Raw genomic sequence first — 574 nt, 5'->3', positions numbered from 1 at the left:
TACCAAGGAGTCTTTTTGTTTTTCAAACTCGATATTTCTTCATTATAGGAATGCTGCCCGTTACTTAAACAAACAAAAAAAGAGCTGCCTCGTAGCAAGCTGTTCTACTATCGTGTCCCGTTAGCGCAAAGGGTATACTAGTAAGGAAAGGATGTGGTTTATTATGGCTACAATGAAGGCGGTAGGACTAACCCGATACCTTCCAATTGAAAATCCAGAAAGCTTAGTAGATGTAGTTGTGGAGAAACCAAGAGCGACGGGTCGTGACATTTTGGTCAAGGTTATCGCCATATCGGTCAATCCGGTTGACACTAAGGTACGTGCGCCTAAAGACAGAGTTGAAGAAGTTCCTAAAATTTTAGGTTGGGATGTTGCAGGAATAGTTGAAGAGGCGGGACCGGACTGCTCGTTGTTCCGTCCGGGGGATGAAGTTTTTTATGCGGGCAGCATTGCACGACAAGGCGGAAACAGTGAATACCATCTGGTTGATGAACGGATTGTAGGGCGCAAGCCAACTTCCTTGAATTTCGCGGAAGCGGCAGCTCTTCCTTTAACCTCTATCACAGCTTGGGAA

1 protein-coding gene is annotated in these 574 nt (G+C 45.5%); it reads left to right on the top strand.

Annotated elements, in window-relative coordinates; genetic code table 11:
* Window positions 1–172: 172 nt before the first annotated feature.
* Window positions 173–574: alcohol dehydrogenase catalytic domain-containing protein (locus ACFPQ4_RS09100; protein ID WP_378111498.1), on the top strand; the 402-nt coding region annotated here is incomplete at its 3' end.

The sequence above is a fragment of the Cohnella yongneupensis genome, from assembly GCF_042655785.1.
GTDB lineage: Bacteria > Bacillota > Bacilli > Paenibacillales > Paenibacillaceae > Cohnella > Cohnella yongneupensis.
Note: the sequence above shows the minus strand (reverse complement) of the source record. Positions and strands in the feature narration are given on the sequence as shown.